This window comes from Microcella sp., assembly GCF_033763155.1.
Taxonomy (GTDB): Bacteria; Actinomycetota; Actinomycetes; order Actinomycetales; family Microbacteriaceae; genus Microcella.
The window spans coordinates 1-4,949 of record NZ_JANRKZ010000020.1; the positions used below are offsets into that span (position 1 = coordinate 1).

The window sequence follows — 4,949 nt, forward strand, 5'->3', positions numbered from 1 at the left end:
CTACGCCAACCCCGAGATTGGGGAGTTCTGGACCGGCCCGCGCCCCTCGCTCGCCGACGTCGCGGTCGACCTCGGACTCGCCACGGCCGGGCTCGCGGCGCTTGACGCGGCTCTCACAGCCGACGCGCTCATCGTGCGCGAGGCCGACCGCGCGCTGACCGACCAGCTCGACGCCGCCCGACTGCTCGCGGGAGCCGCTGACGTCGACACCGTGCGCGACGACGAACTCGCGCGCGACCTCAGCGAGCTGCGGCTCGTGAAAGACGCCTTCGAGATCGCCGAAATGCGCCGGGCTGTTGCGGCAACGCAACAGGGCTTCAACGACGTGATCACCGACCTGCCGCAGATCGTCGCGCACGCGCGCGGCGAACGACTCGTCGAGGGCACGTTCAACCGCCGGGCGCGCGCCGAGGGCAACACCGTCGGCTACGACACGATCGCCGCAAGCGGCCCCCACGCGTGCATCTTGCACTGGACCCGCAACGATGGCCCCGTCGTGCCGGGTGACCTCATTCTCATTGACGCGGGCGTCGAGCTCGAGAGCTACTACACGGCCGACATCACCCGCACACTTCCGGTGTCAGGCACCTTCACTGACGTGCAGCGTCGGGTGTACGAGGCCGTGCGCGAGGCGGCCGACGCGGCGTTCGCGATTGTGAAGCCGGGCATCCGCTTCAAAGAGGTGCACACGGCGGCGATGCAGGTCATCGCGGCGAAGACCGCCGAGTGGGGGCTCTTGCCCGTTTCGGCCGAAGAGAGCCTCGCGCCCGATGCGGGCTATCACCGCCGCTACATGGTGCACGGCACGTCGCACCACCTCGGCCTCGACGTGCACGACTGCGGGCAAGCGCGACGCGAGTTTTACGCCGACGGCATCGTCGAAGCCGGCATGGTGTTCACGATCGAACCCGGCCTCTACTTTCAGCCCGACGACCTCACGGTTCCCGAGGAATACCGCGGCATTGGCGTGCGCATTGAAGACGACATTCTCGTGACGGCCGACGGCGCCGAGAACCTGTCAGCGGGCATCCCGCGCACAGCCGACGAGGTCGAAGAATGGATGCGCGGCCGATAGCCCCGCGGGCGCACTAGCTTTTCGCGGCCGGTTGGTCGTTGTCGGCCCGCTCGCTGGCTTTCTCGCTGGCTTTCTCCTCGGCCGACGCGTCGGCCGCGGGCTCGGCAGGAGCCGCAGGCGGCAGCGGCGGCGGCCAGCTCGAGCCACCCGCGAGAGCCTGTCGAGCCTTCGCGGTCTGGCTCGGGTCGATGATGATCTGGTAGGTGCTCGCCATGACCTGCTGGGTTGAGCTGAAGTCGCGACGACGACGCCCGATCGAGTACGAAATGATGCCGAAGATCATGCCGAAGCCCGCGCCGATGAGTCCGGCGGCGAGCACGGTCGAGAAATCGGGCGTCGGCGAGAACACAAAGATGAGCAGCCCGAAGAAGAGGCCCAGCCAGGTTCCGCTCGCGGCCCCGGCGAGCGCCGCGCGGCCATACGAAAGTCGGCCCGTGATGCGCTCGACGGTCTTGAGGTCACTGCCCACGATTGCCATGCCACTGATGGCAAAGTCTGCTTTCGCGAGGCGATCGATCACCTTCTGGGCTTCGACATACGATTCGTACTCCCCCAGCACGTCGCCGCGGGGCACGGTCGTTAACGACGACGACCGCCGGGAAAAAGGGCTCGAATTGCTCACCGAGCCATTCTGACAGTGCGGGATATGGTTGAGCCGTGAGCACCGCAAGAGTCTTCGTCGCGCGCCTGTCGGGGTGCGCCGTCTTCGACCCCGCGGGCGACCGTGTTGGTCGGGTTCGTGATGCTCTTGTGGTGTACCGACGCAATGACCCTCCGCGCGTTGTGGGCCTGGTCGTCGAGGTTCCCGGCCGTCGCCGTGTCTTCTTGTCGATCGGCCGCGTGACGAGCATGAGCGGCGGCCAAGTGATCACGACGGGCCTCATCAACCTGCGCCGATTCGCCCAGCGCGGCGGTGAAGTGCGCGTGCTTGCCGAACTCGTCGGGCGCACCGTCACGCTGCGCGACGGAGGCGGCGCTGCGACCATCGAAGACGTCGCGATCATCGAATCGGGCCCGGGCGAGTGGACGGTCGACCAGCTGTTCGTGCGCAAGCCCCGCACGAGCCCCTCGCCCTTCTCGAAGGGTCCCACGTTGTTTGCCCGGTGGAGCGACGTCGTCGAAGATGCCGCCACCGACCAACCGCAAAGTGCAGAGCAGCTCGTGGCCACCTATAACGAGTTGCTTCCTGCCGACCTCGCGACCTCGCTGCTCGAACTGCCCGAAGCGCGTCGCATCGAGGTTGCCGAAGAGCTGTCTGACGACCGCCTCGCCGACGCCCTCGAAGAGATGCCCGAGGCCGAGCAGGTGCAGATTCTGTCGCGCCTCGACGACGAACGTGCCGCCGACGTGCTCGATCAGATGGAGCCCGACGACGCTGCCGACCTCATCGCTCAGCTGCCGACGGTGCGCGGTGAGGCGTTGCTCGACCTCATGGAGCCCGAAGAGGCCGAAGATGTGCGCTTCTTGCTCTCGTATGACGCCGACACCGCGGGTGGTCTCATGACCACCGAGCCGATCATCGTGTCGGCCGACGCCACGGTGGCCGAAGGTCTGGCGCTCATCCGCCGCCACGAGCTCGCGCCCGCCATCGGTGCGGCCATTTGTGTCACCCTGCCGCCCTATGAGCCGCCCACGGGCCGCTTCTTGGGAATGGTGCATTTTCAACGGATGCTGCGCTACCCGCCGCACGAACGCCTCGGCACCCTGCTCGACAAGAGCGTCGAGCCCGTAAGCCCCGAGACCTCGGCGGCCGAAGTGTCTCGGCGTCTCGCAAGCTACGACCTCGTCTCGTTGCCCGTTGTGGACGAAGCGCACCGGCTCGTCGGCGTCGTCACGATCGACGACGTGCTCGACTACCTGCTGCCGGATGACTGGCGTAGTGCCGACAACGATTCGACGCCCGTTCCCCCGCGCAAGCGGGGTGCTGCCGCGGTGAGGAGGGCGAGCAATGGCACAGCGTGACACGCGTGGATTGTTCGGCCGCCGGTCGGCGCCGACCAGCTCGGCACGCACCGACATCCGCCTCGACTCGCCCAAGGGCATGCGCACTCCGTTCGTTCGGCTCTCGAGCGGCAACGACCGCATGGGGCGGTTCTCTGAGGCGTTTGCGCGCGGCATGGGCACGCCGTGGTTTCTCGTGGGCATGTCGGTGTTCGTCACCGTGTGGCTCGTTTACAACACCGTCGCGCCCGCCGAGGCTCAGTTCGACCCGCGCGCGCTCAACTTCACGCTCTTGACCCTCATCTTGTCGTTGCAGGCTTCGTACGCCGCTCCGATGATCCTGCTCGCGCAGAACCGTCAAGACGACCGCGACCGCGTGCAGATCGAACAAGACCGTCAGCGCGCCGAACGCAACCTTGCCGACACCGAATACCTCGCCCGCGAGGTCGTTGCTCTGCGGCTGGCGATGAAAGACGTGGCCACGAAAGAGTTCTTGCGCTCTGAGTTGCGCGCCCTGCTCGACGAGCTTGATCGTCGCGACGACGACAACGTCGCGCAGGCCGAGGCTGCGGCCGTCGACGACCTCGCGCGCAACGCCCGCGAGCAATGACGGGGCCGACGTCGAGCGACGCCGAGCAGCATCCGCTCGCTATCGCGGTGCGGGCGGCGCTCGCGCGGGTCATCGATCCCGAGATTCGGCGGCCCATCACCGAGCTCGACATGGTGCCGCGCGTCAGCGCGCAGGGCGACCGCGTCGAGATCGACCTCCGGCTGACGATTGTCGGCTGCCCCGCCGCGAGCGCAATCGAACGCGATGTGCGGGCCGCAGCATCCACGGTCGCGGGCGTCGGCGAGGTGTCAGTTGACGTCGGGGTCATGGATGCCGCGACGCGCGACGCTCTCATCACCCGCTTGCGCGGCGACCGGCCAACGGGCCACCCGTTCACGGCCGACTCGCTCACGCGCGTCATCGCCGTCACGAGCGGCAAGGGCGGCGTCGGCAAGTCGACCCTGACCGCGAACCTCGCGGTCGCTCTCGCGGGCCAGGGTCTGAGCGTAGGCCTCGTCGATGCCGACGTGTTCGGCTTCTCGATTCCGGGCCTGCTCGGCATCGCTGACGCCAAGCCGACGCAGGTCGGCGGGCTCATCATGCCGCCACGGGCACACGGCGTCGCCGTCATCTCGATCGGCATGTTTGTGGATGCGCGCACCGCCGTCTCGTGGCGTGGCCCCATGCTGCACCGCACGGTGCAGCAGTTTCTCACCGACGTGCACTTCGGTGACATCGACGTCTTGCTGCTCGACATGCCGCCCGGCACGGGGGATGTGGCAATCTCAGCCGGGCAGCTCTTGCCGCATGCCGAGGTGCTCGTCGTGACAACGCCGCAGCGGGCGGCGGCCGATGTGGCCGAACGCTCAGGACTCGTCGCCCGCCAGACCGGCCAGACGGTCATCGGCGTCGTCGAGAACATGGCGGGGCTCGCTCAGCCCGACGGCAGCGTGCTCGAACTCTTCGGTTCGGGCGGCGGCGCCGAAACGGCGGCGCGCCTTGAGGTGCCGCTGCTCGCGCAGATTCCGCTCAGCATCGCGCTGCGCGAAGGCGGCGACGCGGGTGACCCCATCGTGCTGCGACCGGGCGACACCGCGGGCGACGCGATCACGCGACTCGCCACCGAACTCGCGAAGCGCGGCCGCGGACTCGCGGGCCGCAAACTCGGCCTCAGCCCGCGCTGATCGCCCGCTGTCGCGCGCACGGACTCAGCCCGCGCTGGCTGACCTGTGCAGGCGCACTACCGCCGCGACACGACAACGGCCGCCGGATCCCGTGCCCGCCCCTGGAAAGGCGAGAACGAGGTCCGACGGCCGTTGACGAAGGCGCCGTCTGGCGCAGTGCTCAGCGCTGCGTCGCGGGAACGCGACGGTAGCCGTCGCG

General features: G+C 68.4%; 5 protein-coding genes. 4 read left to right on the plus strand and 1 reads right to left on the minus strand.

Annotation, left to right across the window (positions count from 1 at the left end; translation table 11 throughout):
• A partial coding sequence (locus tag SFU54_RS00675; protein ID WP_319014398.1) for a M24B family metallopeptidase occupies positions 1-1,075 on the plus strand: 1,075 nt, incomplete at its 5' end.
• A 13-nt stretch (positions 1,076-1,088) separates the two neighbouring features.
• Here the strand turns inward: SFU54_RS00675 and SFU54_RS00680 are convergent.
• Positions 1,089-1,697, minus strand: coding sequence for a general stress protein (locus SFU54_RS00680; RefSeq protein WP_319014399.1), 609 nt, complete (start codon positions 1,695-1,697; stop codon positions 1,089-1,091).
• Positions 1,698-1,732: 35 nt separating this feature from the next.
• Here SFU54_RS00680 and SFU54_RS00685 point away from each other — a divergent pair, with 35 nt between their 5' ends.
• From SFU54_RS00685 to SFU54_RS00695, 3 genes are read left to right on the plus strand one after another with little or no spacing between them, the layout of a single operon-like run.
• A complete protein-coding gene (locus SFU54_RS00685) occupies positions 1,733-3,037 on the plus strand; it encodes a magnesium transporter MgtE N-terminal domain-containing protein (protein WP_319014400.1) in 1,305 nt (434 codons plus the stop codon).
• Positions 3,024-3,626: a DUF1003 domain-containing protein gene (locus SFU54_RS00690; protein WP_413466531.1), complete on the plus strand. Its 603-nt coding sequence runs from the start codon at positions 3,024-3,026 to the stop codon at positions 3,624-3,626. Before SFU54_RS00685 ends, SFU54_RS00690 begins: the two co-directional genes overlap by 14 nt.
• Entirely contained in the window at positions 3,623-4,750 is a 1,128-nt protein-coding gene (locus tag SFU54_RS00695) for an Mrp/NBP35 family ATP-binding protein (protein WP_319014401.1), read from the plus strand. Before SFU54_RS00690 ends, SFU54_RS00695 begins: the two co-directional genes overlap by 4 nt.
• Positions 4,751-4,949: the final 199 nt, after the last annotated feature.